The organism is Pseudomonas sp. BN415 (assembly GCF_029871195.1).
Lineage (GTDB): Bacteria > Pseudomonadota > Gammaproteobacteria > Pseudomonadales > Pseudomonadaceae > Metapseudomonas > Metapseudomonas resinovorans.
The window spans coordinates 188,850-215,295 of record NZ_SSOK01000063.1 but is presented as its reverse complement, the minus strand read 5'-3'; the positions used below and the strand labels follow the sequence as shown (position 1 = coordinate 215,295).

The 26,446-nt window shown below is 64.0% G+C and carries 24 protein-coding genes; 4 read left to right on the top strand and 20 right to left on the bottom strand.

The window, feature by feature from the left end; genetic code table 11:
- Nucleotides 1-10 precede the first annotated feature (10 nt).
- Genes E8F20_RS21890 through E8F20_RS21875 form a run of 4 tightly spaced genes read right to left on the bottom strand, consistent with a single transcriptional unit; the run spans nucleotide 11 to nucleotide 3,450 of the window.
- Nucleotides 11-595 carry a PqiC family protein gene (locus E8F20_RS21890; protein ID WP_280285623.1) on the bottom strand — a complete coding sequence of 195 codons (585 nt, stop codon included), beginning with the start codon at nucleotides 593-595 and terminating at the stop codon, nucleotides 11-13.
- Entirely contained in the window at nucleotides 592-2,232 is a 1,641-nt protein-coding gene (locus tag E8F20_RS21885; RefSeq protein ID WP_280285622.1) for an MlaD family protein, read from the bottom strand. Before E8F20_RS21885 ends, E8F20_RS21890 begins: the two co-directional genes overlap by 4 nt.
- Nucleotides 2,216-2,857, bottom strand: coding sequence for a paraquat-inducible protein A (locus tag E8F20_RS21880; protein ID WP_280285621.1), 642 nt, complete (start codon nucleotides 2,855-2,857; stop codon nucleotides 2,216-2,218). The genes E8F20_RS21885 and E8F20_RS21880 overlap by 17 nt, the downstream gene beginning before the upstream one ends.
- Nucleotides 2,854-3,450, bottom strand: coding sequence for a paraquat-inducible protein A (locus E8F20_RS21875; protein ID WP_280285620.1), 597 nt, complete (start codon nucleotides 3,448-3,450; stop codon nucleotides 2,854-2,856). Before E8F20_RS21875 ends, E8F20_RS21880 begins: the two co-directional genes overlap by 4 nt.
- A 279-nt stretch (nucleotides 3,451-3,729) precedes the next feature.
- Here E8F20_RS21875 and sulP point away from each other — a divergent pair, with 279 nt between their 5' ends.
- Nucleotides 3,730-5,439, top strand: coding sequence for a sulfate permease (sulP, locus tag E8F20_RS21870; protein WP_280285662.1), 1,710 nt, complete (start codon nucleotides 3,730-3,732; stop codon nucleotides 5,437-5,439).
- 26 nt (nucleotides 5,440-5,465) lie between these two features.
- Here the strand turns inward: sulP and E8F20_RS21865 are convergent, their stop codons facing one another.
- Nucleotides 5,466-6,005, bottom strand: a complete 540-nt coding sequence (locus tag E8F20_RS21865) for a cysteine hydrolase family protein (RefSeq protein WP_280285619.1) — start codon at nucleotides 6,003-6,005, stop codon at nucleotides 5,466-5,468.
- 209 nt (nucleotides 6,006-6,214) lie between these two features.
- On the opposite strand from E8F20_RS21865, the gene E8F20_RS21860 reads away from it, so the two are divergent.
- On the top strand, nucleotides 6,215-7,081 hold the full coding sequence (locus tag E8F20_RS21860) for a GNAT family N-acetyltransferase (protein WP_280285618.1): 867 nt from the start codon (nucleotides 6,215-6,217) through the stop codon (nucleotides 7,079-7,081).
- Nucleotides 7,081-8,004, top strand: coding sequence for a polysaccharide deacetylase family protein (locus tag E8F20_RS21855; RefSeq protein ID WP_280285617.1), 924 nt, complete (start codon nucleotides 7,081-7,083; stop codon nucleotides 8,002-8,004). The genes E8F20_RS21860 and E8F20_RS21855 overlap by 1 nt, the downstream gene beginning before the upstream one ends.
- 5 nt (nucleotides 8,005-8,009) lie before the next feature.
- Here E8F20_RS21855 and E8F20_RS21850 read toward each other — a convergent pair whose 3' ends face one another.
- The 7 genes from E8F20_RS21850 to E8F20_RS21820 form a co-directional block, all read right to left on the bottom strand.
- Nucleotides 8,010-8,969: an HlyD family secretion protein gene (locus E8F20_RS21850; RefSeq protein ID WP_280285616.1), complete on the bottom strand. Its 960-nt coding sequence runs from the start codon at nucleotides 8,967-8,969 to the stop codon at nucleotides 8,010-8,012.
- Nucleotides 8,970-8,972: 3 nt separating this feature from the next.
- Nucleotides 8,973-9,323, bottom strand: coding sequence for a DUF3302 domain-containing protein (locus E8F20_RS21845; protein WP_280285615.1), 351 nt, complete (start codon nucleotides 9,321-9,323; stop codon nucleotides 8,973-8,975).
- A gap of 141 nt (nucleotides 9,324-9,464) precedes the next feature.
- Nucleotides 9,465-11,993, bottom strand: coding sequence for an MMPL family transporter (locus tag E8F20_RS21840; protein ID WP_280285614.1), 2,529 nt, complete (start codon nucleotides 11,991-11,993; stop codon nucleotides 9,465-9,467).
- Nucleotides 11,994-12,010: 17 nt separating this feature from the next.
- Nucleotides 12,011-13,063 carry a YCF48-related protein gene (locus E8F20_RS21835; RefSeq protein ID WP_280285613.1) on the bottom strand — a complete coding sequence of 351 codons (1,053 nt, stop codon included), beginning with the start codon at nucleotides 13,061-13,063 and terminating at the stop codon, nucleotides 12,011-12,013.
- Nucleotides 13,064-13,131: 68 nt separating this feature from the next.
- The gene (locus E8F20_RS21830) at nucleotides 13,132-14,490 is read right to left on the bottom strand and encodes a DUF1329 domain-containing protein (RefSeq protein ID WP_280285612.1); all 1,359 of its coding nucleotides are present in this window, start codon (nucleotides 14,488-14,490) and stop codon (nucleotides 13,132-13,134) included.
- A gap of 40 nt (nucleotides 14,491-14,530) precedes the next feature.
- Complete coding sequence (locus tag E8F20_RS21825; protein ID WP_280285611.1) at nucleotides 14,531-16,453, bottom strand: DUF1302 domain-containing protein; 1,923 nt, start codon at nucleotides 16,451-16,453, stop codon at nucleotides 14,531-14,533.
- Between the two features lie 133 nt (nucleotides 16,454-16,586).
- Nucleotides 16,587-17,150, bottom strand: a complete 564-nt coding sequence (locus E8F20_RS21820; RefSeq protein ID WP_280285610.1) for an alpha/beta hydrolase — start codon at nucleotides 17,148-17,150, stop codon at nucleotides 16,587-16,589.
- A gap of 377 nt (nucleotides 17,151-17,527) precedes the next feature.
- Here E8F20_RS21820 and E8F20_RS21815 point away from each other — a divergent pair, with 377 nt between their 5' ends.
- On the top strand, nucleotides 17,528-18,532 hold the full coding sequence (locus E8F20_RS21815) for an AraC family transcriptional regulator (protein WP_280285661.1): 1,005 nt from the start codon (nucleotides 17,528-17,530) through the stop codon (nucleotides 18,530-18,532).
- 260 nt (nucleotides 18,533-18,792) lie between these two features.
- On the opposite strand, the gene E8F20_RS21810 is transcribed toward E8F20_RS21815, so the two are convergent.
- The 8 genes from E8F20_RS21810 to E8F20_RS21775 form a co-directional block, all read right to left on the bottom strand.
- Nucleotides 18,793-19,803 (bottom strand): putative sulfate exporter family transporter, encoded by a 1,011-nt coding sequence (locus E8F20_RS21810; RefSeq protein ID WP_280285609.1) that lies wholly within the window; start codon nucleotides 19,801-19,803, stop codon nucleotides 18,793-18,795.
- On the bottom strand, nucleotides 19,785-20,135 hold the full coding sequence (locus E8F20_RS21805; RefSeq protein ID WP_280285608.1) for a Rieske 2Fe-2S domain-containing protein: 351 nt from the start codon (nucleotides 20,133-20,135) through the stop codon (nucleotides 19,785-19,787). Before E8F20_RS21805 ends, E8F20_RS21810 begins: the two co-directional genes overlap by 19 nt.
- The gene (locus tag E8F20_RS21800) at nucleotides 20,132-20,800 is read right to left on the bottom strand and encodes a DsbA family oxidoreductase (RefSeq protein ID WP_280285607.1); all 669 of its coding nucleotides are present in this window, start codon (nucleotides 20,798-20,800) and stop codon (nucleotides 20,132-20,134) included. Before E8F20_RS21800 ends, E8F20_RS21805 begins: the two co-directional genes overlap by 4 nt.
- Nucleotides 20,797-22,101, bottom strand: a complete 1,305-nt coding sequence (locus E8F20_RS21795) for an MFS transporter (RefSeq protein WP_280285606.1) — start codon at nucleotides 22,099-22,101, stop codon at nucleotides 20,797-20,799. Before E8F20_RS21795 ends, E8F20_RS21800 begins: the two co-directional genes overlap by 4 nt.
- A gap of 113 nt (nucleotides 22,102-22,214) precedes the next feature.
- Nucleotides 22,215-23,267 (bottom strand): 3-keto-5-aminohexanoate cleavage protein, encoded by a 1,053-nt coding sequence (locus E8F20_RS21790; RefSeq protein WP_280285605.1) that lies wholly within the window; start codon nucleotides 23,265-23,267, stop codon nucleotides 22,215-22,217.
- A 69-nt stretch (nucleotides 23,268-23,336) separates the two neighbouring features.
- Nucleotides 23,337-24,185: a TauD/TfdA family dioxygenase gene (locus tag E8F20_RS21785; RefSeq protein ID WP_280285604.1), complete on the bottom strand. Its 849-nt coding sequence runs from the start codon at nucleotides 24,183-24,185 to the stop codon at nucleotides 23,337-23,339.
- Between the two features lie 11 nt (nucleotides 24,186-24,196).
- Nucleotides 24,197-25,177 carry a quinone oxidoreductase gene (locus E8F20_RS21780; RefSeq protein ID WP_280285603.1) on the bottom strand — a complete coding sequence of 327 codons (981 nt, stop codon included), beginning with the start codon at nucleotides 25,175-25,177 and terminating at the stop codon, nucleotides 24,197-24,199.
- 158 nt (nucleotides 25,178-25,335) lie between these two features.
- Complete coding sequence (locus E8F20_RS21775; RefSeq protein WP_280285602.1) at nucleotides 25,336-26,346, bottom strand: hypothetical protein; 1,011 nt, start codon at nucleotides 26,344-26,346, stop codon at nucleotides 25,336-25,338.
- Between the last annotated feature and the right edge of the window lie 100 nt (nucleotides 26,347-26,446).

The window sequence follows — 26,446 nt, the reverse complement described above, 5'->3', positions numbered from 1 at the left end:
CCCTCTCCGGTCAGTTGACTGAAGCCGTCGGACACGCCCTCAGTTGCCCTCGACTGGCCTGGCCGATGATTTCCGCGAGCTTTTGCAGGTTAACCTGATGCGCCGCTACCAGTTGGTCCACCGAGTTGCCGGCCGGGGTTTGCAATGTGGTCCGGCAGGCTGTGATGGCACCCGCCCCCGCCGGTTTCAGGCGCCATCTGGCATCCAGCAGCGAAAACTGACCGGGCACCGAATCGAAGCGCTGCACATCCACCCGCAAGGACGCCTGCGCCGAAGCCGCGGGCGTCGAGCCGAGCTGGTCGACCAGGGCATTCTGCAGCTCATCGGCCAGGCTGGCGCCCCACCATTCGGTCTCCAGGATCGCCAGGCCGGTATCACCCTGGCGCACGACGATCTGCGAGCGATCGACCTGGGGCGGCACCGTGACCTGGTCGACGCGGATATCCAGGGCGACGCCGCTCGTCGATTGTTTGGGAACCAGCGTGTGGTAGCGGATCGGCGCGCTGCTGCAAGCGCCCAGCATCACCAGCAGCCCGACCAGAAATGCTTTGTGCAATATCGTCATTCGACTCGACTCCTTGTTCGCGGTGCTCATGGCTGCAGGTTCTGTGCATCGGTGGCTGCCGGACGGCCGCGGATCAGCGATTCGGGGTGCCTGCCCAGATAATCCGACAGGTCCCGCAGCGAGCGGGACATCCGCTCCAGCTGCTCGAGGGTATCGGTCATCTGTTCGCGCTGTGGGGAGTCCTCCGCCAATGCCGAATTGGCCGCTTGCACCGTCTTGCGAATCTCGTCCAGGGTGCCCTGGACGCCGGGCAACGTCCGGGTGTTGAACTGCTTCAGGCTGCGATTCAGTTCGCTCAGGTTGCCATCGAGGTTGTTGGCAATGCGCTCCAACGGCAGCGCGTTGATCCGGTTGACCATCTGCTGCAGCTGCTCCTGAACTTTCTCGAGACTGCCAGGCACCGTGGGAATCATGAACGGCGTCTGGTTCGGATCGAAGGCAGCCTTTTCCGCATCCGGATAGAAGTCCAGCGAAATGTAAAGCTGGCCGGTCAACAGGTTGCCACTGCGCGCCTGGGCGCGCAGGCCGTGCTCGATAAAGCCGGCGAGCAACAGGCCGCTGGCCTTTTCATCGTCGGGAGAGTGCTTGAGGACCTCCAGCATCTTGTTGTGGGCGGGGCCTATGCGTTGGGGGTAAATGATCGCATCGACGATCACCGGGAACGTCCGCTTCACGGGGTCGAAGTCCAGGCGAACGGCGGTGACCTTGCCGAAATTCACGCCCATGAACTCCACGGGCGCATCAACGGCCAGGCCACGCAGCGCCTGGTCGAATCGAAGGCGCAGCTGGCGTGCAATGCCATCGGGTGGCGCCAGGGCGGTTTCTTCATCGGCGAACAGCTCGAAATCGGTTTTCTCCGCCGCCGGTTTGTCATCGACGATGTATTCGGGCGTGCGAAACGCCAGGCCACCAATCAGTATTGAAGACAGTGACTCGGTGTTGACCTTCACACCCTTGGAGTCCAGAGCGACATCAATGCCACTGGCATTCCAGAAGCGCGTGTTGGTGGTGACGAACGTGTCGTTGGGGGCCTCGATGAATATGCCGATGTCGACGCCTGTACCCTTGGCGTCCAGCGCATAGGAAACCACCTCACCCACCGGAATCTTGCGGTAATAGATCGGCGAGCCGATATCCAGTGAACCCAGGTCTTTGGCGTGCAGAGTGAAGATCTTGCCCTTCTCGCCGTACGTGATTGCCGGTGGCGATTCGAGTCCGGTGAAGTGCTTTGAGCGCTTTGTCGACTGCCCCGCATCGGCGCCAATGAAATTGCCTGACAACAAAGTGTCGGTACCGGTGACGCCGCCGGCCCCGATGCGCGGGCGCACCACCCAGAACACCGAGTCCTCGCTGGCGAAAGACTCCGCCTCGCGAAACAGTTCCACGGTGGTGTTGACGCTCTTCTTGTCCGCGGCCAGCTCGACGGCGGTGACCTCGCCAATCACCACGTTGCGGTACTTCACCAGCGTCTTGTGCGCGGCCAGGCCTTCACCGGTCTTGAAACTGATGGTGATGGTCGGGCCTTGCTCCATCCAGCTGCGCACCACCAGTGACGCGCCCACCAGCAATGCGACAATGGGCACTATCCAGACCAGCGACACGTTCCAGCGCCGTGTCCGGATCTCCGCCTGCCCAGGCGCTGAACCGCCTTCAGTGTGTTGCTGCATGGGTTGCATCCCCCGTGGATAGTTCGCCGTCCCAGATCAGGCGTGGATCGAAACTCATGGCCGAGAGCATGGTGAACACCACCACCACGCCGAAGAAGAGGATGCCGGGGCGCGGTTCGATGGTGCCCAGCTCCTGCATCTGTACCAGCGCTGCGACCAGGGCCACGACCAGCACATCGAGCATCGACCAGTAGCCGATCAACTCGACGAAGCGATAGAGCTGAGCGCGTTGGCGCCGCGCCCAGCCACTGCGCTTCTGCGCAGTGACCAGCAACAGCAGCAAGGCGCCGAACTTGATGGCTGGCACGCCGATGCTGGCAATGAAGATGATCAGTGCGATGTCCCAGGCGCCGCTTTCCCAGAACTCCAGGACGCCGCCCACGATGGTGCTGTCCAGGCCGCTGCCGAACATGCTGGTGTTCATCACCGGCAGCAGGTTGGCGGGTATGTAGAACACCAGCGCAGCCAGCAGGTAGGCCCAGGTGCGTGTGATGGAGTCGGATTTGCGTGCGTGCAAAGGCGCACCGCAACGACTGCAGTGGTGCCGATGGCTGCCCAGGTCGCACGCCAGTCCGCAACCGTGGCACAGACAGAGGTTCATCTCGCTTGCCAGCGGCGGGTTCACAGGCACTCCCAGAGGTCGCGGACGTCGCGACCGGCGATGTAGATGATCAACACACTCAGCGCGGCAAGCGCGACCAGGCCGATTCCCGGAATCACATCCAGCATCCCCGCCAGTTTGATGACCGCCACCATGGCGCCCAGCAAGCAGACCTCCAGCATGCTCCAGGGTCGCAGTGCCTCCAGGCTGCGCATGCAGACGGAAAACCCCGGCGCACGCTGGGCCGCGACGGCGAAGCCGAACACCCAGATCAACAGGCCGACCTGCAGCACCGGGGCGAAGATGATCGCCAGCGCGGCGACCAGTGCGATAAAGGTGATGGGGCCGTTACTGAGGATCAGCACCGAGTCCCAGAGCGTCGCCGAATTGCTGAGCCCTTGCAGGCTGATACTCATGACCGGGTAGACGTTGGCGAACACCAGCAGGATCGCCGCCGTGATACTCAGCGCCAGGCGCTGCTGCACCGAAAGTCCCCCGTGCCGCTGAATCAACCCGCCGCAACGTACGCACAAGGCGCGTTGGTGCTTGCTCAACGCGGCCTTCCGGTACACCGCATCGCAATACTCGCAAATGATCAGTCCGTTGCTATTTGCCATTTGTGCGCCACCCGACACAGAAATGTAGACACCCCGCTCGGCGGTTGCCCCCATCAGAGCCCGCGATAGAAGGCCAATTAGCACAAAGCCTAGCCAATGAATGCGCAGTGCAAGGCGGAATCTGCCGCAAACATTCGTCGATGCCGGCAAGTCGTCCGCGCCCTGCGTCGGCCCCTACTAAGCTTTACGCCACACGCACCAGTCACCTGATCCTTGCCGGTACCGCCCATGAGCGAACCACCATCAATCAAGACGGCCGACCCGGGGCAGACACCACGAGTGCCAGCTCCGTCTGGGTGGCAACGCTGGCTGCCGGGCTTTCAGGCGCTGCGCCAGTACCAGGCGGGTTGGTTGCCAAAAGACCTGCTCGCCGGCCTCGTGCTGACGGCCATGCTGGTACCCGTCGGGATCGCCTATGCGGAAGCCTCGGGCGTTCCGGGCATCTATGGCCTGTATGCCACCATCGTTCCGTTGCTCGCCTACGCGCTGTTCGGCCCCAGCCGCATCATGGTGCTCGGCCCGGATTCGGCACTGGTCGCCATCATCCTGGCCGTTGTGCTGCCGGCTTCCGGTGGCGATCCGCTCCGCGCGATAACCCTCGCCAGCGCCATGGCCCTGGTGTCCGGGCTGGTCTGCATCGGCGCCGGCCTGTTGCGCCTCGGTTTCATAACCGAGCTGCTGTCCAAGCCCATTCGCTACGGCTACATGAACGGCATCGCCCTGACAGTACTGATCAGCCAGACGCCGAAGCTGTTCGGCATCTCCTTCGAAAGCGCCGGCCCCCTGCGCGATACGCTGCACCTGTTCCAGGCCCTGTTCGATGGCAAGGCCAACTGGCACGCCTTTGCCGTGGGCGCCGGCACCCTGGCCATCATTCTCCTGCTCAAACGATATCCGCGCGTGCCGGGCCTTCTCATTGCGGTAGTGGCCGCCACGCTGGTGGTAGGCCTGTTCGGCCTGGACGCAACCCATGCCGTCAAGGTGGTGGGATCACTGCCTGAGGGATTGCCGAGCTTCAGCCTACCCCTCATCGGGGCGGGTGACCTGGGCACTGTGCTCATCGGTGGATTCGCCGTGGCCCTGGTTTCCTTCGCCGATACCAGCGTACTGTCGCGCACATATGCCGCCAGGACGCGCACACGGGTAGATCCGAACCAGGAAATGCTTGGCCTGGGTGTAGCTAACCTGGCGACGGGCTTTTTCCAGGGCATCCCCATCAGCAGCAGCTCATCGCGCACTCCCGTCGCCGAGGCGGCCGGTGCGCAGTCCCAACTGACCGGCGTTTTTGGCGCCCTGGGCGTGGCGCTGCTGTTGTTGCTTGCTCCCGACCTGCTTCAGCACCTGCCCAACAGCGCTCTCGCAGCAGTGGTGATTGCTGCGGCCCTTGGCCTGTTCGAATTCAAGGACCTGCGCCGCATCTACCGCATCCAGCAATGGGAATTCTGGCTGTCCATCACCTGTTTCGTTGGCGTTGCGGTACTGGGAGCGGTGCCCGGCATCGGCCTGGCGGTCGTCATCGCGGTGATCGAGTTCCTGTGGGACGGCTGGCGCCCGCACTTCGCCGTGCTCGGCCGAGTCGACGGCATCCGCGGTTATCACGATGTTTCCCGCTACCCCCATGCCCGCCTCGTCCCCGGCCTGGTGCTGTTCCGCTGGGACGCACCGCTGTTCTTCGCCAACGCCGAACTGTTCCAGAACTGTGTGCTGGAAGCCGTAGCGAACAGTCCGACGCCAGTGCGCAGAGTCGTGGTGGCGGCGGAGCCGGTCACCAGCGTAGATGTCACCTCGGCCGACATCCTCATCGAGCTGGAACAGGCGCTGCGAGCGTCAGGCGTCGAATTGCGGTTCGCAGAGATGAAGGACCCGGTGAAAGACAAGCTCCGGCGGCTGGAAGTGCTGTCGCGAATCGGCAGCGACATCTTCCAGCCGACGGTAGGCGCCGCCGTGGACGACTACCTTGAAGAGCACGGGGTGGACTGGACACCCTAGCCGTGCCGGGGGCCTGGGCGAAATCGTCAGCCCTCGATGCACACCGACTCGGCGGGAACCACCAGCGCCAGCACGCCGAAACTCGACATGCTGCCGAGCACCGCGTTGTGGTGGGCGATGATCTGCGGCGCACTGAGTGCGGCGTTGTCCAAGGTGGAATGGGCATCGGCCGGCAATACCACCTGATAGCCCAGGGCCAGGGCGCGGCGCACCGTGGTATCCACGCAGTAGTCGGTCTGCAGACCGCAGATGATCAGGCGCTGGATGCCATGTTGCTGGAGCATTTCCAGCAACTCGGTCTTGTGGAACGAGTCGGGGGTGGTCTTGCGGATGCGGATATCGCCGTCCGCCACGGCAAGGTCTTCCGCCAGCTGCCAGCCCTCGCTGCCGAACTGGAAGTAGTCGCCGGGTTCTTCGTGCTGGATCACCACAACCGGGAGGCCCGCGGCTCGTGCCTTGGCGCTGAGGACGTTGATGGTATCGATCACGCGATCGATCTCGAAGGCAGCGTATTCACCGACGCTGATGGCGCGCTGGACATCGATGATCAGTAGAGCGGTGTTCATGGAGAGTCGTCCCTGAGAGAAAAAATGGAGCTTAGAGCGGCGGACAAATCGACGCCAGTTAGCTGCGGGAAGGATTTCAATGGCGTCTTGAGCTGCATCCGGAGATCACCTGGCGGCTGCTATGCCTGACGCCCGCCGGGCGGTCTGGCCGCCCTCCCCGGTTGGCGCTATACCGAAAGCGTTCGCTTCACGCCGAGGAGTAACGCCCTATGTCCACCCCGCTGGTGATCCGCAACATGCTCCGCCCCGAGCTGGACGAGTTGGTCGGCTGGGCCGCGCGCGAGGGCTGGAACCCTGGCCTGCACGATGCCCAGCTGTTCTGGGCGACCGATCCCGAAGCCTATATAGCGGCTGAGCAGGACGGCGAACTGATCGGCGGCGGCGCCATCACGTCCTACGGCGGCGAATTTGGGTTCATGGGCTTTTTCATCATCCGTCCGGAGTTTCGCGGACATGGCCTTGGCGACCGTCTCTGGCATGCCCGCCGTGACCGCCTCCTGGCCCGGCTGCATCCGGGCGCCACCATCGGGATGGACGGTGTGTTCGCCATGCAGGACTACTACGCCAAGGGCGGTTTCGTCTTCTCCCACCGCAATCTGCGATTCCAGACGGAAATCACCGAGCCACCACAATCGGCCGCTGATGAGGAGATCGTCCCCCTCGCCGAGTTCACCCTGAACGAGGTGCTCGCATATGACCGCACCTGCTTCCCGGCACCACGCCGCGTTTTCCTCCAGGGCTGGATCACCCAGCCCGATGCGCTGGCACTTGGCTGTCGGCGCAATGGCCGCCTGGCCGGTTTCGCGGTCGTCAGGCGCTGTCAGAGCGGCTGCAAGATCGGACCGTTGTTCGCCGATGACATTCACGCGGCCGAAGCGCTTTACGCGCCGTTGGCAGGCTTTGCTGCGGGCGGGCCGCTGTTCCTCGATGCTCCGGAGAACAATCCCGCGGCCATGGCACTGGTGCAACGCCACCGAATGAGCGAAGTTTTTGGCTGCGCGCGGATGTACCTCGGCCCTGCACCCGTTGTCGCCCAGGACCGCGTCTTCGGCGTCACCACCTTCGAGCTCGGTTGATGGTCGAGCGCGACCTGCTCGGTTATGGCGGCCAGCCGCCCCACCCCCGCTGGCCCGGGGGTGCACGGCTGGCCGTACAGTTCGTGCTGAACGTCGAGGAAGGCGCCGAGTCCTGCGTACTCAATGGCGATGCCCAGTCGGAAGCCTACCTGCACGAACTGCCAGGCCGCCCCGCGCGCGCCGGCGAGCGCGACCTGAGTGTGGAAGGCCTTTACGAATACGGCTCCCGCGCCGGCGTCTGGCGCATTCTCGACCTGTTCAACGAGCGTGGCCTGCCGTTGACCGCCTTCGCCGTCGGGCGTGCCCTGGAGCTGGTGCCGCAAATCGGCCACGCCTTGCGCGCCGGTGGTCATGAGATCGCCGGGCACGGCTACCGCTGGCTGGACTACCGCGAGATTGCCGAAGACGAGGAACGACGCCATATCCAGTTGACCATCGAACTGATCGAGCGCATCTGCAGCCGCCGCCCGCTGGGCTGGTACACCGGCCGCGTCAGCGCCCATACCCGCCGGCTGTTGCGTGAGGAAGGTGGTTTTCTCTACAGCTCGGACGCCTACAACGACGACCTGCCCTATTGGCTGCCCGGCTCGCCGCCTCACCTGGTGATCCCTTACACCCTGGTCAACAACGACGCCCGCTACCTGATGCCCCACGGTTTCGCCTCGGGCCAGGACTTCCTCCAACTCCTTAAGGACGCCTTCGACTGGCTATGGCAGGAAGGCGCGCGGCAGCCAAAGCTGATGAGCATCGGCCTGCACGGCCGGATCAGCGGCCACCCGGCCCGTGCCTTGGCCCTGGCGCGCTTTCTTGACCATGTGCAGCGACATGACGGGGTCTGGGTGTGTCGGCGGGAAGACATCGCCCGGCATTGGATGGCCGAGCATCCATACGAGGCGGGCCGCCCGGGGGACAGCCCGCCTTAGCGCCGTCAGTGGAACGGGAAGATGTAGTTCATCCAGGCCGCCATGCGCAGGAGGATCTTGCGCATGATCGCCACATGGTGGAAATGCTGGCTGTAGAGCGCGGCCTGGCCATAGGCCCCGCCCGGCATCTGCGCGGCGTACTGGGCGTAGGCCGGATCGGTGATTTCGATGAACACCGGCACCCGCCCCGGAGGGGGTGAGCCCGTATAACTGATCAGGGTGCCGGACGGTTGCACCTGTCCCTCGCCAATCACCCCGATCACTTGTTTCACCTTGCCCGAGAACACCTTGCCGGGGATGCCGTCGAAGGCGACTTCCGCCTCGTCGCCAACGCTCAGGCGCAGTTGGCTGTTCTGGCGCATCCAGGCGATGAAATAGAAGCCTTCGTCCGGAATGAAGACCATGGAGGGGCGCAACGGCAGTTTCACCGCCCGCACGCCCGGGCGCAGCGAAACATGGGTGACGAACCCCTTGCTCGGCGCCCGTATCACCGTGTTGTCGAGATCGAACTGGGCAATGTTCAACTGCGCCTGCAGGTCGTCCACCCGCGCGGTGGTGAGGTCTACATCGCGGCGGTTGCCGACATTGCGCGCAGCCAGCTCACGGGCGCGGGACTGATCGGCACGGGCCGAAACCAGTTGGGCCTTGATCGACTTCAGCTTGTTCTCGAATGGCGTCGGGTCGATACGGAACAACACATCCCCCTTCTCCAGTGGCTGGTTGGCCTTGACCGGCACCTCGATCACCTGGCCGGACACCTCGGGCACGATGGGCACCGAGACGAAGTAGGTCCGCGCCACTTCCGAGTAGGGGTGGTTGTAGTTCATCAGGAAGATCAGCGCGCCGATCAGCACGATGCCGCCCAGCACGGCGGTGGGCACGCTCCACTTGTTCAGCGGGATCTTGAAGATCTTGAAGATGGCAACGCAGAACGCCGTATAGGTAAGGATTAGCAACAGGTCCATGGCTCAATCCTCCTTCTCGTTCCGGGCAATCGACGTGCGCCCTTCGAGCTGTTCGATGCGCTGGCGCAGCTCCGCCAGTTCCTTTGCCAGGTCAGCGCCCTGGGCGGCGCTTGGTTTGCCGTGGTCGAAGCCCCAGCCACGGTCCTCGCGGTACAACATCGCCCAGATCCACAGGAAGGGCCAAAGCGCATGGAGGGTGAACAGGCTCACCCAGCCGGCGGCGTGGATGGCGTCCTGATGGGGATGGTTACGGTGTACGGCTATTTCGTAGGGAATGTCGTGGAGCACGATGATGCCGTAGAACAGCACGACCCCCACGAAGAAGAGAACGCCCAGCGCGAAGTAATCAAGCATGTTGTTATGTCCTTGGAGACGGCCCTCACAACATGGGAGCAGGCACGTCGACGAATCCGAAAACGGTATCGCCGCCGACCGCAAAGCGGCCGGCGGCAATCCCCCGTTTTCCAGATTAGTCGAAGTTCCTTCGCTTGCGGGTCAGGGCTGCACGGACTCCATCCGGCTATTTTGCGCAGCCTCGGTGGCCGAGCTTGCGACCGGCACATCGGCCGGGGCGATTGGGCGGGTCGCCTCTCCGCGCTCGCGCAGCAGGAAGTACGACAGCGCCGGGATCAGGATCAGCGCGCCGATCATGTTCCAGAGGAACATGAAGGTGAGCAGGATGCCCATGTCGGCCTGGAACTTGATGGGCGACCAGGCCCAACAGACCACGCCGGCGGCCAGGGTGATACCAACCAGCGCCACCACCCGGCCCGTGAAGGACACCGCCTGCTTGTAGGCGGCCGACAGTGGCATGCCCTGGCGCTGGTACTGCAGCTGCACGCTGAGCAGGTACAACGCGTAGTCCACGCCGATGCCGACGCCGAGGGCGATGACCGGCAGCGTGGCAACTTTCACGCCGATGCCCATCACCACCATCAACGCCTCACAGAGCACCGAGGTAAGCACCAGCGGCAGCAGCGCCACCAGGGTCGCGCGCCAGCTCCGGAAGGTGACCAGGCAGAACAACGTAACCGCCAGGTAGACGTAGAGCAGCATGGTCCGGTTGGCGTCGCGCACCACGATGTTGGTCGCCGCTTCGATACCTGCGCTGCCCGCCGCCAGCAGGAACTGGCGATCCTTGCTGCTGTTCTCGGCGGCAAAGCGCTCGGCGATGGCGACCACTTCATCCAGGGTCTGCGCCTTGTGGTCCTTGAGGAAGGCGATCACCGGCATCAGCGAGCAATCGGTGTTGAACAGCTCGGGCGTGTTCACCGACGCCTGTTGGGCGGCGTAGTTGAGCACATCCTGGTTGCGCTGCAGGCTGAGGAACTTCGGATTGCCCTCGTAGGTACCGGCAGTGATCTGGCGTACTGCGTTGGCCAGGGACGAGGTGGCCTGCACGTTCGGGTGCTGCTGCAACGCCCAGGCCAGGCGGTCGGCCTGGATCAGCGTATGGTAGTTCAGGCAGCCCTCGGCAGGCGTTTTCACCATCACTGCGAACAAATCGCTGGACAGCGCGTAGTGGCTGGTGATGTAGGCGTTGTCGCGGTTGTAGCGCGACTCCGGGCGCAGTTCCGGGGCGCCGGCGTCCAGGTCGCCAATCTGCAGCTGGTGGCTGACCATGAAGCCGCCTACGCCGAGGACGAAGGCCAGGCAAACGGTGGTCAGGGCCCAGCGCTTCTCGGTGAAGCGGTCGAGGAAGTCCCAGATATGGCCGAAGCCCTTGTGCGCAGCGGCATTGGTGTCGATGCGCAGGGCACGCTCGGCGGCTTTCTTGCCCACACCCACGTAGGACAGTGCCACCGGCATCATCAGCAAGGTGGTGAGAATCAGCACCGCAACACCGATGCTGGCGGTGATGGCCAGGTCCTGGATCACCGGGATGTCGATCAGCATCAGCACGGCAAAGCCCACGGCGTCGGCCAGCAGCGCGGTGACCCCGGCGAGGAACAGGCGGCGGAAGGTATAGCGCGCGGCCACCAGGCGGTGGGTGCCGAGGGCGATGTCCTGCATGATGCCGTTCATCTTCTGCGCCGCGTGGGACACGCCGATGGCGAAGATCAGGAACGGCACCAGGATGGAGTACGGGTCCAGCGCGTAGCCCAGCCAGGCGACGATCCCCAGTTGCCAGACTACCGCCAGCAGCGAGCAGACGATCACCAGCAGGCTGCTGCGCAGGCAGCGGGTGTACGCCAGGATGATGAAGAAGGTGGTGACCACGGCCAGGCCGAAGAAGGCCATGACGCGCATCAGGCCGTCGATCAGGTCGCCCACCAGCTTGGCGAAGCCGATCACGCGGACCTTGATCGGGCCCTGCCCTTCTTCACCCGAGGCCTGCGCCTTGCGGTCGCCTTGGTATTCGAAGTGCAGGCGCAGCTTTTCTTCCAGGTTGCGCGAGAACTGGTGGTAGTCCACGCCCTGGCTGCCAGCGGTGGCCTGGTCCAGCAACGGCACCACCAGCATGGTGGACTTGAAGTCATTGGCCACCAGGCTGCCGACGATGCCGGCGCGGGCAATGTTCTGCCGCAGTTGCTCGATGCTCGCGGGCGAGCCGTCATAGCCATCGGGCATGACCGGGCCACCCTGGAAGCCTTCCTCGGTCACTTCGGTCCAGCGCACGCCGGGCGCCCAGAGGGACTTCATCCAGGCGCGGTCGACGCCTGGGGTGAGGAACAGCTCGTCATGCACCTTTTTCAGCGCGTCGAGGTAGGCCGGGTCGAAGATGTCGCCCTGGGTGTTCTCCACCACGATTCGCACGCTATTGCCCAATCCGCGCAGGGCTTTGCGGTTTTCCAGGAAGTTCTGGATGTAGGGATGCCCCTGGGGAATCATCTTCTCGAAGCTGGGCTTGAGCTCCAGCCGCGTGAAGGCCATGTAGCCCAGCAGCACCGTCACCAGCAGGATGCCGAGCACGAACGGCAAACGGTGGTTGAACACCAGGCGCTCCAGCAGGTTGCCGCTGCGCGCATCGAAGTCTTTCAGATCCCGGATAACCGGCATCGCCTCTTGTTTCATGCCACCCATGTGGGTATGCCTCGCTCTTATTCTTGTTTTCCAGAAACCACGGGGCGCTGGCTGATGCCACGCGCACCCACCAGCAGCAGGCCGTTGTCACGCGACGCCAGGGCGCCGTAGACAGGCACCGGCTGGCCGATGTCCAGAGGCTGGAAGCTGGCGCCCTGATCACGGCTGGCCAGGGCCTGGCCGGTCTGGCCGAACAGGTAGAGGTTGCCTTTGCCGTCACGCGTGGACGCGGTGATGCTGCTGCTCAGCCCGGTCTTCACCACCGTCCAGCTGGCGCCGCCATCGGTACTGCGATAGGCATGGCCACGCAAGCCGTAAGCCAGCACTGCACCGGGCTGGGCGCTGATACCGAAGAAGCTGCCCTGATAGGGCGATTCCAGGGCCTGAAAGCGTTCCCCATTGTCGTCGAGGCGCAGCAGCAGGCCTTGCTCTCCGGCGATGTAGAGATGCTCACCGTCGCCGGAGATGGCATTGAGGTGGTAGCCGGACGGGTTGTCGGTGCGGTCGGTCCAGGGCTCCCAGCTCTGCCCGCCATCGCGGGTGCGGAAGATCAGATTGAAGGCACCGACGACGAAACCATTGCGTTCATCGCTGAACCAGAGGTCGAGGAAGGGTTTGTCCGCGCCTTCGGTCTCGATCCGCTTGCTCTCTTCCAGCCATTGCCCGGCGTCGGGCCGGGCACTGTAATGGTCCTGCATGAGCCGGCCGAGCTGGCGGCCATCGAGTTGCTTTTGCCAGCTGGCACCGCCATCGCCGCTGTGCAGCACGACGCCGTCATGGCCTACGGCCCAGCCTTGTTTCTCCGTGGGGAACTGCACGGCAGTCAGGTCGGAGCTGACCGGCACGCTGGCCTGGGTCCAGCTCTGGCCCTCGTCATCGGAGTAAAGAATGTGGCCGCGCTGGCCTACCGCCACGAGGCGCTGGCCAGCCTGTGCCAGATCGAGCAAGGGGCTGCGTAGCGCCAGTTCGCTGCGCTGCGCCGGCAGTTCGAGCACATCCACCAGGGGCGCGGCACCACAGCTGCCGGCCACCAGGGCAAGGCCCAGGGCAATCGGTTTGAAAGAAAACATCGGGACGTCCTCTAAAAAAAAGGGGTTGTCGCTCCCCCACACTCAAAGGGAGCGACAACCAGCCTGGCTTAGCGAATGCCGGCGCCAGCCAGGGACTCGGCTGCCCACTGAGCCTTGGTCAGCGGGTCGATGTAACGGATGCCGCCGTACGGGCCGACGATGCCATTGATGTTGTAGGAGTTACCCACCAAGTCGTAGATCACGAACGGTGTGGTATCCGGTACTTGCTTGTCGTAGCTCTGGCTGAGGAAGGCGAAGGAGCCACGGTAGATCTGCCCACGGGCGTCGTACTGGTCGGAAGCCAGGGCGACCCAGCTGTCCTCATCCAGGTAGAAGCGGCGCTTGGCGTAGATGTGGCGGGCGCCGTCCTTCAACGTGCCTTCCACGACCCAGACGCGGTGTTTTTCCCAGCGCACGTAGTCGGGCGACAGGTGATTCGGGGTGGTCAGGGCCTTCGGGTCCTGGGCGTAGGTCAGCTTGTAGGTGTTGTAGGGAACGATCAGTTCCTGCTTGCCCACCAGCTTCCAGTCGTAGCGGTCCAGTGCACCGTTGAAGACGAATACGTCGTCATAGGTGCCGGCACCAGCGGTACCCGGGTTCGGGGTGTCGTAGGCCAGGCTCGGCGCCAGCTTCACACGGCGCTGGCCGGGCAGGTACTGCCAGGCGCGGCGTGGCTGCTCAACGGCGTTGGCGGCGTCTTTCAGCATGATCGCCTCGCCGGCACGGCGCGCAGGGCCCGAGTAGTACAGCTTCATCTGGTAATACACGTCGGTATTGGCGATGGGCTTGTTCAGATCCTGGTAGATCGGGTAGTTGATGAACGCCTGGCCGGTGGTGGCCAGGGTGGCTACGCCGGCTGCGTCAACGTTCCAGGAGTCGTACTTGGAGTTGATGGTCACGCCCTGGTAGCGCAGCAAGTGGTTCCACATGGCTTCTGCGCCCGACTGCGGGATCGGGAACGGTACGCCCGGCAGCACGTTTTCAAGGGCCAGTCCGCCATTGCCGGTCTTGGCGCCAGTGGCGTTCTTCACTGCGTTGTCCAGCACCGCCTGGGGCATGGCCACGGTACGGTGGGTCGGGTAGACATCCACGCGGAAGCCCGGGTAGCGCTTGGCCAGTTCCACCGTAGTGGCGCTGAGCTGGTTCTTGTACTGATCGACGTTCTTGCCATCGATTACCAGCAACGGCTTTTCGCTGGCGAAGGGATCCGGGCGCATGCTGTCGCCCGACTTGAAGCCGGCCGGCGGGGTGGTCAGGCCGCCGTCGTAGGCCGGGATCGAGCCATCGGCGCTGGCGGCCTTTTCGGCGCCGACCAGGGTCAGGTTGTTGCCCAGCTTGGCCGCCTCATCAGGCGATACAGCGGCAAGGGCAGAGCTAGCGAAGGCCACCGCGAGGGAAGCCGCCATCAGAGTTTTCACGAATTGCATCTCGTTGTTCTCCTGCTCGGGTGTCGAGCGGTGCGGAATGTCAGAAGGTGGTCTTCAAGGTCAGGTAAACCGCGCCACGGTCTTCCGTGGTAGCTCCGCCGCCGGAGAAGGAGGAATAGCCTCCGGCGTAGCAGGTGTAGCGCTGCGTGGCATCCAATGCGTTAGGAGTCGAGCCGTCGGTGGCACCGTTGGTGCACTTCTTGGCATCGCCGAAAGAGTCCACGTACTTCAGGTCGACGAAGTACTGGTTGTAGATGGCCGCGCCGATACCCACGGCGTAGTTGCCGGTGTCTTCGGCACCGCCGCCCTGGACCGGCGAAACGCCGTCCAGGCCAACGTTCACCGACATCGGTGCGGACAGGTCCACGCCTGGGAACACCTGGTACCAGGTGGGCGTGAAGTTCACCGCGACGCCCCAGTTGTCGCGAGTCGGTTTGTCGATGCCACGGTAGGTCGACTTGCCCTTGTAGAGCGCCTCGTTGTGGCTATCGAGTTCCAGCAGGTTGCTGTAGTACAGCTCGCCCAGCAGGCTGGCCGCGTCGAACAGCGGTGTGTCGCCGATGGTCATCAGACCGTTCAAGGTCCAGTGCAAAGTGTCGCCGGTGGCGCTCATGCTGTCGCCGCTGCTCGGCAGTTCGGTGACCACGCCGGAGCCCGGAATGCGCGCTGGCAGCAGGCCGAGGCCCGCGGCGAGGCCGCCAGGACCGGAGGCACTGACAATGGCCGGGATGCTCGCCAACGGCATGTTGTGGCGAATGTTCAGGTCGCTGGCGACGCTGATGCCGCCGAACTCCTTGGACAGGCTCAGGCCGAAGATGTCGATGTCGTCGCCGTAGGCGAGCTTGTAGTTGGTGGTGCGGATGGAGTTCTGCACGTTGGCGATGGGACCCGCCGCACCGCGTGCGGTCAGACCGGTGCCATCCAGCACAGCCTGCGGAAGAATCTCAGCAGTCTGGCGGTAGTAAGCGCCGAGGGTGCCGTCGAGCCATTCCGGCGACCATTTCAGCATCAGGCCCCAGTCACCACGCTTGTCCGGGGTGATGTCGTGGCCACGACGGATGTTGGTCAGGGTGCCGTTCGGCCCGGCCAGGCCCGGACCACCGGTGTGGCCAAGGAGGAAGGACTGGGCGCCCTCGCCCACCACGTCGGAACTGCCGTAGTAGGTGCCGGCCTCAGGCAGACGTGCGGCGTCCCAGTCGAGGAAGTACTGCGCGGCAACGGTCAGTTCGGGGTTGATGGTGAAGGACGCCGAAACCTGGTTGCGCGGAACGAACAGCTCCTTCGCCTCGGTGCCCGGGGCGGCGGCCAGCTTGGCGAGGTCCAGGCCAGACTGGCCGTAGCTGATGGCATGCACCGGGTTGAGGATGGTTTCGCCCCAGTACACGTTATGCTGGCCGGCCTTGATGCTGAACATCGACTCGTCGCCGACTTCGGTGCTGTAGAACAGGAAGGCGTCGAGGATTTCGCCGGACGGGCCGCTGTAGTAGCGCTGGGCATAGTTGGACAGGTGCGGGCTGCCCAGCACGGCATTGTTGGTGCCAGGCTGGCCGGCAATGCGCGAGAACGCCTCGTTGCCGTTGACGAAGGGGTTCGAGTTGGAACCAGTGTTGTCGTAGGCCTTGTCGTACCAGCTCGCGGCACTGACGCGGAAGCCCTTGTTACCACCGTGGATCACATCCAGTTCAGTCAGCAGGTCCACACGGTTGGTGATGTTGGTGCCGGAACGACGGAAGTTGTAGTCGCCGTCGTTGTTGTTCGGCGTAGCCAGCATGCGCTTGTCCGCGCTCTCGGTGCGCACGCCGTAGTTGTACTTCACGGTGTTGTCGAAGCGTATCGACCAGTCCGGGTTACCGGTGTCGACTTCGAAGGCCTGCACCATGCCCGGCGCGCCCACCCCGGCGGCAATGGCCGAGGCGAGCAGACACTTGCGCAAGTTGAGGTTGTGATTGTTCTTGTACTTCATGCGTTGGCTCCGCTTCTTGTTGTAATCGCTACCGCAACCTTTCCGTGCTCCCTGCTTCGTTGGCGCGCAGTCGGTTGCATCGCCGCGCGCTTCATTCGCCAGTCTCCCCGGCCGAAATCGATCTGGTTGTGCTTCAGCGATCCAGCAGCTGGATCAGCTCATGGGCAAAAGGCCATTCGCCGTAACCCGATGCCGGGTTGAGGTGTCCGACCTTGCCCAGCTCGACCAGGCTGCTGTCCCAGTCATCGGCCAGGCGGCGAACCGCGTCCAGGCTGGCCAAGTGATCGTCGTCACTGGCGCAGACCAGGCTCGGGAACGGCAGCGGCTGTCGCGGCAGTGGCGTCCAACCATTGGCCTGCAGGGATTCGGGGCTCGGGTAGTTCGCTGGCCAGGTCGCATCCAGGTCCGGTGGGGTCGCCAGCAGCGCCCCCTTGATCGGCCGGCTGTACCGGGCCGCCCAGTGCGCCACCATGAGTACACCGGCGCTGTGGGCCACCAGGATTACCGGCCCGTTGATTTGCTCCAGCTCGCGCTGGATGGCCTCCACTCGGGCCGGCAGGCTCAGTTTGTCCCGCTCCAGTGGCGGTACGCTGCGCACCTTGGGCAGTTGCTCGGCCAGCAGGGTTTGCCAGTGCTCCGGCACATGCTCCCGAAGACCCGGGACGATGAGGATGGTTGCGTTGTTGTTGTCGATCACGGCATTACCCTTTTGCGTTCGATGGGATCGCCATCGCGGCGGAAGGAACTTCGTGATGCAAACAGTAGAGACGCAGGGGGGTGACCGCTTTTCATAGAACGTCAGGCGCTTCGCATTTCATGACAGGGCCTTTCCACCCCGCCCCGTTTCCTCCCCGGCGGCTGTGCCCGCCGTCCGTGGCCCGCGCCGATTTCCAGGCTTTGGCTTTACTTGCATCAGCCCTGAACGAAGAAAAGAACCGGCGTTGTCATCAAAGACAAATTGGAAGACCATCCAATGCAACGAGCTCACTTCGCTTTAAACGACAATAACGACCGGAGCCTGGAGCACCAGCGCCTCACCGGCACAACAGCAGCGTGGCGATCGACATGACCCCAATGGTTCGCGCAGCGGCCCTGACCAACTACATCGAAGTGGCCCAGCACCTCGGCCTGAACCCGCAGCAGATGCTGCGCGAGGTCGGTCTCAGCCAGGCGTTGGTGGAAAACCCCGAGCAACGCATTCCCACGTCAGCCGCGGCTACCCTGCTGGAAGACTCGGCCCGCGCCAGCGGCTGCCTCACCTTCGGCCTGCGTATGGCCGAATCCCGCCAGTTGTCCGATTTCGGCGTTATCAGTCTGCTGCTATCACACCAGCCAACCCTGCGCGATGCGCTGGAAACCATCGTGCAGTACCGCCACCTGCTCAACGAATCCCTGGCGCTGTTCGTGGACGAGGTCGGCAAGACCGTGGTCCTGCGCGAGGAAATCATCACGGATCCTCCGGTGCCCATTCGCCAGGGCATGGAACTGGCGATCGGGGTCCTGTTTCGCATGTGCAGCGCCCTGCTCGGCTCGGGGTGGCGCCCGCTTTCGGTGAGTTTCAGCCACGACGCACCGCCGGACCTGCAACTGCATCGGCGCGTCTTCGGGTGCAAAGTGGAGTTCGGCAGCGAATTCAACGGCATCGTTTGCCAGGCCTCAGACCTGGACAAAGCCAACCCCCTGGCCGACCCGGCCATGGCCCGGCATGCCCTCCGCCTGGTGGAGACGCTACCCGGCGCGGCCCAACAGTCGACGCTGAACGATGTGCGCAAGGCCATCTACCTGCTGCTGCCGATGGGGCGCGCCACCATCGAACAAATCGCCCAGTCCATGGGGTTGAACGTGCGGACCCTGCAGCGCCGGCTCGAAGACAGCCAAGTGACCTTCTCTGACCTGATCAACGAAGTGCGACGCGACCTGGTCCTGCGCTACATGGAAAACCCGCGCTACTCCCTCGGTCGTATCGCCGACCTGCTGGGCTACTCGGTGCCCAGCTCCTTCACCCGCTGGTTCACCACCCAGTTCGGCAGCTCGCCGGCGGCGTGGCGGCGCGAGCACCAGGTCAAGGCAGAAGAGTGAGAGCCGCAGCCAGCGTCGGGTGACAAAGGACAGCGACGTAGGATGGGTAGAGGTACGAAACCCATCAATCTGGCGATGGGTTTCGCTGCGCTCTTCCTATCCTACGAACGGCCTTTCGGCCCGTTTCGCCTCTGCATTCGGACCCACAAAAAAACGCAAAAAAAAACCGCGCTACGAAGCCCGTCCCACAAAGCTTCGGCGCGGTGAAAGCCCGCTGTGGCAGGCGTCGATGACCCCCTCACGGGAGCAGGAGTAACGCTTTAGAAACCCCAGTGCAGCATGGCCAGTACCAGGACGGCGAGGAACGCGGTTTCCCCCACCATCAGCAGGATGGGCTTGATACCCACCGAGGCCAGATCCTTGAGCTGGGTCTTCATGCCCAGGGCGCTGATGGCGATCACCAGGCACCAGCGCGACAATTCGTTGCCAGCATCCTGAACCACCGGCGGAATCACGCCTGTGCTGTTGATTGCGGCGAGGATCACGAAGCCCACCGCAAACCAGGGCAGCAGCGGCGGACGCTTGCTGCCCGGCTCGGCGCCGCGCATGCGAGTGATCATCGCGGCGCAGAGGATCACCGGCAGCAGCATGGCGACGCGCATCAGCTTGACCACGGTGGCGCTGTCGCCCGTCTCGTGACCCATGCTGTAGCCCGCGCCCACGACCTGGGCGACGTCATGAATGGTGCCGCCAATGAAGAGCCCGGCATGCAACGGAGAGAGCCCCAGGGCCTCGGCGATCATCGGGTAGAGAATCATCGCCAGGGTGGACAGCGCCGACACACCGATCACGGTGAACAGCGTGGCGCGCTCTTTCTGCGGATGAGCCGGCAGGGACGCCGCCAGGGCCAGGGCCGCCGAGGCGCCGCAGATGGCCGTGGCACCGCCGGTAAGCAGGCCGAACAGGCTGTTGAAACCCAATAGACGCGCCACTGCGACTGACACAAGGATGGTAACCACCACCAGTGCCACCACCATGGCGACTGGCTGCCAGCCGAGGGACGCGATCTGTTCCAGTGTGATGCGGATACCCAGCAGCGCCACGCCAACGCGCAGCACTTCGCGGGCGGTGAACTCGATGCCGGGCTTGCACACGCCATCGGCCGCGAGGAAGTTCACCGAAAGCCCCAGCAACAGGGCGAACAGCATCACCGGGGCACCGTAGTGCTCGGAAAGGAATGTGGCCGCTGCGGCGACCATGGCGCTGACGATTACGCCGGGCATCAGTACCCGGGTGCGCGATCCCAGCGCAGTTATTGCAGTTGCAGACATGCGTGTGCTTCCTGCGGCCGGGGCCGCGACAGATCGATAAAACAACGGCCCTGCTGCAGCTCTACCGCGTAGGTGGCGACACCAAAGCCTTTAACACCAGCCACGCAACCGGTGGCGAGATCGAAGCGTAGGCCGTGGGCCGGGCAATGCAGCAGACGCCCGTCCAGGCGACCACCGAACAACGAGGCGCCGTTGTGCGGACAGCCTTCGTCGATGGCGTAGAGCTCGCCGTTCTGGTTGAACAGCACCAGCGATTTTTCTTCATGGCGGAACAGGCTGCGCCCGCCTACCGGCGGCACCTGCGCTGCCGGAACTTCCACCAACCGGGTCATGGCGCGCAGACCTCCGCCACGGAGCGCAGCTCCAGGGCGCGTTGCAATTGGGCCAGCATCAGCCACGGCGGCTGGGCGCCGGCCAGCGACAGGCGCTGGTCGATCGCAAAGGACGGCACCGCCTGGGTAGCCGGGACGGCCTCGCTACCGACATAGGGGCGTCCGTCGTCGAACAGGGCGGCTTCCAGGCGGCGCGGGTCGAAACCACACTGCCTGGCCACGTTCAGCAGTAATTCGCTGTTACCCAGGTCCTCGCCGGACTGGAAGTAACCGGCGAACAGGCGTTCCAGCAGGGTATCCACCTGCCGTTCGCTGCCCTGCTCCATGGCCAGCGCCAACAGGCGGTGGGCATTGGCGGTGTTGGGCATGGTCGTGATGCGGCGCAGGTCCATGTCCACATCAGCGTGGTACGCAGCGTCCTGCACCTGCTCCTGGCGCGCCCGCACCGCCGCCTCGCTACCGAGCCGCTGCACGTAGAACTCCATGAAGGGCACGCCCTGTGCCGGCAGGTCGGGCAGCAACTGCACACCCCGCCAGCGGATATCGACGGGAACCTCGGGCCGGCTCTTGGCCAGGGTGCCCAGGGCCCGCTCCAGGTTGCGTTTGCCGATCAGGCACCAGGGACAGATGAAGTCGAAGGTCATCTCGACCAACAGCGGTCTCATGGGCGCTCCTCGCTGGCCATCATAGGCGCCAGCTTTTGAATGTCCCGGTGGTAGTGACGCTTGCCGTACCAGAACACCAGGGCCGCGGCGACACTGATCAGCGGAACGAACTGGAAGGCGCGGTCGAGGCCGACACTGTCAGCCAGTACACCGGTGATATACGGCCCAGGCGCCAGGCCCAACAGGTTGTTGGCCAGGGTCAGGGTGGCGAAGGCCGTACCGTGGATCGAATAGTGAGTGAGGTTGGCAACCATCGCGCCGGCCGGGCCCGATGTACCGGTCGCCACCAGCATGGCCAGGCCAATGATCACCAGTTGCGGCAAGCCGGGCGCCATGCCGAAGGCCACGGACAGCAGCACACAACTGATCAGGCAGTAAGCGATGGCCAGGGCGATCTTGCGGTCCGGGGCGTTGCGGCACAGGCGATCACTGAGGATGCCGCAGACGATCATGCCAGCGCCGCCAGTGAGCACGATGATGGCCGAGACCACGCCAGCCTGGTCGGTACCCATGTGGTAGTAGCGATTGAGGTAGCTGGGGAACCACACCATCACTGCCGCGCCGACGAACAGCTGCAGGCCGCTGCCGATGTAGGCGCAAATCACCGAGCGGCTGGCGAACAGGGTTTTCAGCGGACGGCGGCAAGGGAACTCGTCCGTCGCGCTCGGCGCCGGCAGTGGGTTGCCGATGCGCGACTGCTTGACCACCAGCGGATAGATCATTGCAAGCACCAGTCCGAAGATCGCCATGCCGGCGAACGACCAGCGCCAGCCCAGCTGTTGCGCCAGCACGCCACCCAGGGCCATGCCCAGTACCGAGCCGAACATGCCACCGGCCATGAAGGCGCCGGTGATGGTGGCGCGCATCTCGCGGGGGAATACCGACAGCACCACTGCGATGCCTACGCTGCCATAGGCTGCCTCGCCCACGCCCACCAGGAAGCGGGCAATGAACATGTGCTCGTAGTTTTTCGCCAGGCCGCAGCCCAGGGTTGCCAGGCTCCAGAGCATGGCCATCAGCACCAGGCTCTTCACCCGGCCCCAGCGGTCCGCCAGAAGGGACAACGGGAAAGTCAGCAGCCCCACCATCAGGGCAACGATGCCGCTGAGCAGGCCAAGCTGGGAGTCGGTGAGCGTCCATTCGGATTTGAGCAGCGGGAATACCGCGTTGAGCACCTGCCGCGACATGTAGTCGGAGATCAGCAGGCCGAACGTCAGGGCGAAGACTACCCAGGCGTAGGTGCGGGGGACGTTCACGGCCGATTGGTCGAAATCGGCGGTGGCAGCGGAATGAAAGGCCATCGCGGTTACCTTGAATCTGTGCGTGTAGTTGTTTTTGTCACGCTAGCTGGCGGGAGCGCGGTTGGCGCCCCGCCGGGGCCGACCTTGTGGGCCGGCCGTTCTGGCTACGCTGGTCAGGCACGCATGGGAACGTGTTTCTGGCCCGGCTGGCGGTTTGGTGCCATGCCGTTCATGCGCAGGGTTTCTTCCACGTCCTTGTACTCCACGCCGATCTTGTAGATCTCGCGCGCTTCCTTGCCGCTGGCGATTTCGCGACCCAGCTCGTGGGCGATGCGCACGGTCTGCTGAATCTGCTGCACCGAGGTGAAGCGCTTGCCGTGCTGGTCGATGATGGTGTCCTCGATGCCCACACGCGGGTGCAGGCCCATGGCCAGGGCCATGGTGTTGAACGGCAGCACATTCTTCAGCAGCGATTCGGCGGTGAGGGTGCCGCCATTCGGGGCGCGGTGGATGAAGTTGAAGAAGTTGAACGGGTTAGGGCCGTCGAAGCCGCCGCCGATACCGATCCAGGTCAGGTTCAGCGGGCCCTTGTAGACGCCCTTGCGCACCAGGCGCTCGAGGGTTTCCAGGGCATGCATGCCGGTGAGCTGGAAGTGCGGCTGGATGCCATTGGCCATCAGGCGCTTGAGGTGCTCCTCGACCCAGGCCGGGCCGGCCGGCACGGTCATCTCACTGTAGGCGGCCTGGTAGACCGGGTTCTCCAGGGAGGTGCCCTTCAGGTACTCCGGATAGAGCAGCTCCATGATGTTCATCTGGGTGGTGTTGATGGCCACGGTGACCTGGTCGGGCTTCGGGGTCAGCTCGGCCAGCATGTGGCGGGTATCGTCGGACAGCCACTTGGCCGCCTCGCCTTCACCCTCGGGGGCGAAGGAAATGGAGCCGCCCACCTGGATGATCATGTCCGGCACGGCTTCGCGCACGCCGGCAATCAGCTCGTTGAACTTCGACAGGCGCTTGGAGCCTGTGCCATCCAGCTCGCGTACGTGCAGGTGCAGCACGGTGGCGCCAGCTTCATAGCAGTCCACGGCCTTCTGGACCTGTTCCTCCATGGTCACCGGGATGTCTTCCGGGAAATCCGCTGGCATCCACTCGGGGCCATAGGGCGCCACGGTGATGACCACCTTTTCCATATTTTCCGGGTGCAGGGAATCGTCGAAGAATTGCATGGGAATGTCCTCGGTATGTTTTTGTTCGGTAGTCCCGGCCGGGTGATGTCCGACCGGGCGAATCGGTGGTCAGTAAGGCGTGTCGCCGATGATCCCGGCGCGCTCCATCTTGCGCACGCAGGGCGGGTAATCCATCACGGCGTAATGCTGGGTGGAGCGGTTGTCCCAGATGGCCACGCTGTTCTTCTTCCAGCGCCAGCGCACCTGGTACTCCGGGATGTAGGCCTGGCTGACCAGATAGCGCAGCAGGTCGCTGCCGCCCATGCTGTAGTCCTGGCCGTAACGGACATGTTCCGGCGTATGGAAGTTGGTGAAGTGCGTGGCGAAGGCGTTGACGAACAGCACCTTCTCGCCGGTTTCCGGATGGGTACGCACTACCGGGTGCTCGGCGTCCGGGAACTGTGCCTTGAGTGCCAGGCGCTTCTCGATGGGCATGGCTGCCCCAAAGCTGGCCTCGATGCTGTGGCGGGCGCGCAAGCCCTCGATACGCTGTTTCACATCTTCGGGGAGCTTCTCGTAGGCCAGGGCCATGTTCGCCCACATGGTATCGCCGCCCACCGGCGGGCACTCCACGCAGCGCAGCACGCAGCCCATGGGCGGTGCGTCACGCCAGGTGGCGTCGGTGTGCCAGGCATTCTCGTAGCGGTCGTTGGGCTGGTCGGGATTCTTGTAGATGCGTACCAGGCCGGGATGCTCCGGGTCACTGCCCGCCACCGGATGGTCTTCCAGCTCGCCGAAGCGACGGGCGAAGGCCACATGCTCGGCGCGGCTGATGTCCTGATCACGCAGGAACAGCACTTTGTGCCGGAGCAGCAACGCCTTGATCTCGGCGAACAGGCCGTCGTCGCGGGACGCATCGCCCAGGTTCACACCGCTGATCTCGGCACCGATGGCGCAGGTGAGTTGCTCGACTTTCATGGTCAGCGGCCTCAGATGACGAAAATGGACGAACCGGTGGTCTTGCGCGACTCCAGGTCCCGATGGGCCTGGACCGCATCTTCCAACGCGTAATGCTGGTTGATGTCGATGTTGATGCGGCCGCTGCCGACGTGGTCGAACAGCTCGCCCACCAGATCGGCCTTCTCGACCGGATCGGCGATATAGTCCGCCAGGGCCGGCCGGGTAATGAACAGCGAGCCCTTCATGGCCAGCAGCACCGGGTCGAAGGCCGGAATCGGGCCGGAGGCGGTGCCGACGCAGACCAGCAGGCCACGACGCTTGAGCGAATCCAGCGAGGCGTTGAAAGTGTTCTTGCCCACGCTGTCGAAGACCACATCGACACCGCGTCCGCCAGTCAGCTCACGAACGCGCTTGGCGATGTCTTCGTCGCTGTAGTTGATCACGTGGTCGCAGCCGTGGGCCCGGGCGACTTCCGCCTTGGCTTCGGTGGATACGGTACCGATCACGGTCAGGCCGAGCAGCTTGGCCCATTGCGAAACGATCAGACCCACCCCACCAGCGGCAGCATGCAGGAGGATGCTGTCGCCTTCCTTGAAGTCGTGGATGCGACGCATCAGGTAGGCCGACGTGAGGCCGCGCATGGTCATCGCGGCGGCCGTCTCGAAGGCGATGGTTTCGGGCAGCTTGATCAGCGGCGCTGCCGACACCAGGCGCTCGGTGCTATAGGCCCCAAGGGTGTTGAGGAAGCCGGTGTAGGTCACGCGGTCACCCAGGGCGACGTTGCTCACGCCCTCGCCCACCGCCACCACTACGCCGGCGGCTTCCACGCCGATGCCGTTGGGCAGCGGAATGGGATAGGTGCCATTGCGGAAATACGTGTCGGCGTAGTTCAACCCTACGGCAACGTGACGGATTCGGACTTCACCGGGGCCCGGGTCAGCGACCTCGACCTCTTCGTAGCGAAGTACTTCCGGACCCCCGGTCTCATAGAAACGAACGGCTTTGGCCATGCCTTTTCTCCAATCATGATTCTTGTAGTCGGGTCACGGACCCATGGATTGGACTCTAGGCATCCCCCCTATTGGCTGCTTCTCATAGGGCGTCAGGCGCTTCGCATTTCATGACAGGCCTGGCAGGCCGACGAGGAAGCCGCGAGGCCCACGGCGGGTTACTCGGCAGGAATCACTCGTGGCAGCGGCTGGAACTGGATGGGCTGGGTCCTGGTCTGCGTCAGGCTGTTTTCCACCTGCCCGGACAGGTGGATCACCCCGGCCATCACGCCTACTTCCGGGTTGCGCATCAGTTCCAGCCACTCCTCGTCGAAGGCTTGGTTGAGGCTCTTGCGCAAGGTCGCTTCACGGTCAGTCCGCCCTTCTTCATTGAGCATCGCGCTGATGCCGGTGAAGCCGAGGGACAACACCGGGCCAGCCACGCGCCCCATGAAGCTGGTAACGACACTGGCGGCACCGCTGGTCGCCAGTTCCGATTCCAGTTGCTGGCTGGTGTCCCGGGTGATGCGCGACAGGCCGTCATCGGTGGCCCAGGCCCCGGCGCCACCCGGCGCATTGCGGATCCGCTCCATGAGCGAGGAATAAGCGGGCAGTTCCTCCAGCGGGTCGGCCTTCAGCACCTGGTAGAGGGATGCGCTATGGCCCGGTGGCGGCAACTCGATGGCTGGGATCTTCTGCAAATGCTGGGCGAACTGATCGCCGGGCACACCGAAACGCTGGGGAATAACCTGCAGACGCTCATCGAGCTGCTGGATGTAGGTGCGCGTGGCCTGCTCCATGATGTCGTCCGGATCGAGCTCCCGGGAAACCGGTTCCAGCACCTGCTCGTCATATTCCTCCTGCAGGTAGACGGCCAGCCGGTTCACCGTTTCCTCACGCTTGCCGTCAGAACTCAGGCGATACCAGCCCACCTTCATGCTCAGCCACTTGCGGGTCCAGAAACTGGAGAACCAGGGGAGGAATTCGCTATCGGTTTGCCGGTAGACCAGATCCATCCAGCGTTCCATGGATGCCTGGGCATAACGACGAGCCTGGTTGGTGGCCGCCAGGGAAGCGGCGACGATGTCCCTGTCCACCCGGCTCCAGGTGGCCTGGGATACCACCACGGGAGGTGGTTCGGGTTTCGACGCGCACCCGCTGACCGTCAGCGCTAGGATGACAATCAGCATCGAAAGCAGCGTACCCGGCGTTCCGAGGAGCCTGCCGGGCACCTGCTCCACTCGGATTCCAAGGCAAACTTGCGCAGTGCTCATGAGGGTTCGCCCACCC